The organism is Psychrobacter sp. T6-6, assembly GCF_052258185.1.
Taxonomy (GTDB): Bacteria; Pseudomonadota; Gammaproteobacteria; order Pseudomonadales; family Moraxellaceae; genus Psychrobacter.
The window spans coordinates 1-1,154 of the sequence record NZ_JBQQEX010000022.1; the positions used below are offsets into that span (position 1 = coordinate 1).

Sequence of the window (1,154 nt, forward strand, 5' to 3'; positions counted from 1 at the left end):
GTAGTCGTGGTTCCAAGCGGCGGCTTTTCTGCGGGTCTTGAGGCTGTCCGTGTTGGATGCGGTGCGGATGAGGTTCATGGCCATGTGCTTGATGGTGGCCATGTTGTGAGGCCCGTTGGCGGTGCGCAGGCGCATGAGATCGTCATGGAAGACGACATCGAGCACCCAGTGGAGCCGGTTCTCGATGCCCCAGTGAGCGCGCACGGCACGGGCGAACAGCTTGGCGTCGAGGGGGAGCGAGGACAGGAAGTAGCGCCGCTCGACCGAAGTCGTGTCGCCGCGTCCGACCGTTGCCTCGACCATGGCGATGGCCTCGAGGCCGGGGAAGCGCGGCGCGCCGGGATAGCGGCGATCCGCGGTGAGCCAAGCGACGTCGTGGCAGACGACATGGCGGCGGATCTCGCTGCGGCCGTGGCCGAGATCGATGGTCTCGTGGCTGTCGAGGCGGGCCTGCCCGGGGTCTGCGAAGAACAGGCGCACGTCCTCGGCGAGTACGGGCCAGTTGTGTTTGAGCGCGAGGAGATAGTCGGCGCCCTTGTCGAGGATGGCCTGGGCGATGGCGGTCTGCGTGCCCATGGCGTCGATCGTCACCAGGGCGCCGGTCAACTGCAGCCGCTCCAGCAGCAGCGGGATCGCCACGATCTCGTTGGCCTTCTCACCCACGGCCTCCTGGCCCAGCACCAGGCGCTGGCGCGTGGCCCAGGCCGAGACGACATGGAGCGGATGGCCGCCCTTGGCGCGGGCGCGACGCGAACTCTTGCCATCGATCGCGACGATGTCGGGCTCGGTCTCGCGCAGGGCCTCGACCCAGGCGGCAAAGCACGCCGAGAACAGGCCTGGATCGAGGGCGTTCAGAACGTCGTTGAGGGTGTCGTGCGACGGGATGCCATGTCGGAACGGCAGCATCGTGCGCAGGAATTCCAGCTTCTCCCGGCCCCAGCGTCGGATCTCGACGAAGTCCTCGGCCGAGGCCAGGGTCGCGCACAGGACCAGCAACATGATCTCCGGCAGCGGGTAGACCACCTTCCAACTCTGGCGCTGGTCTTCCAACGCCGAAAAATGCTCCACCAGTGCCTTGCCTGACATCGGATGCCTCACCAGACCGAGGCGCCCTGTGAATCACGCAAAAGGCAACACCGAAATCCATTCCTTTC

At 66.3% G+C, this 1,154-nt stretch carries 1 protein-coding gene; it reads right to left on the minus strand.

Annotation, left to right across the window (positions count from 1 at the left end):
* Positions 1–1,086: ISAs1 family transposase (locus tag ACTXGL_RS14065; protein WP_443527305.1), on the minus strand; the 1,086-nt coding region annotated here is incomplete at its 3' end.
* Positions 1,087–1,154: the final 68 nt, after the last annotated feature.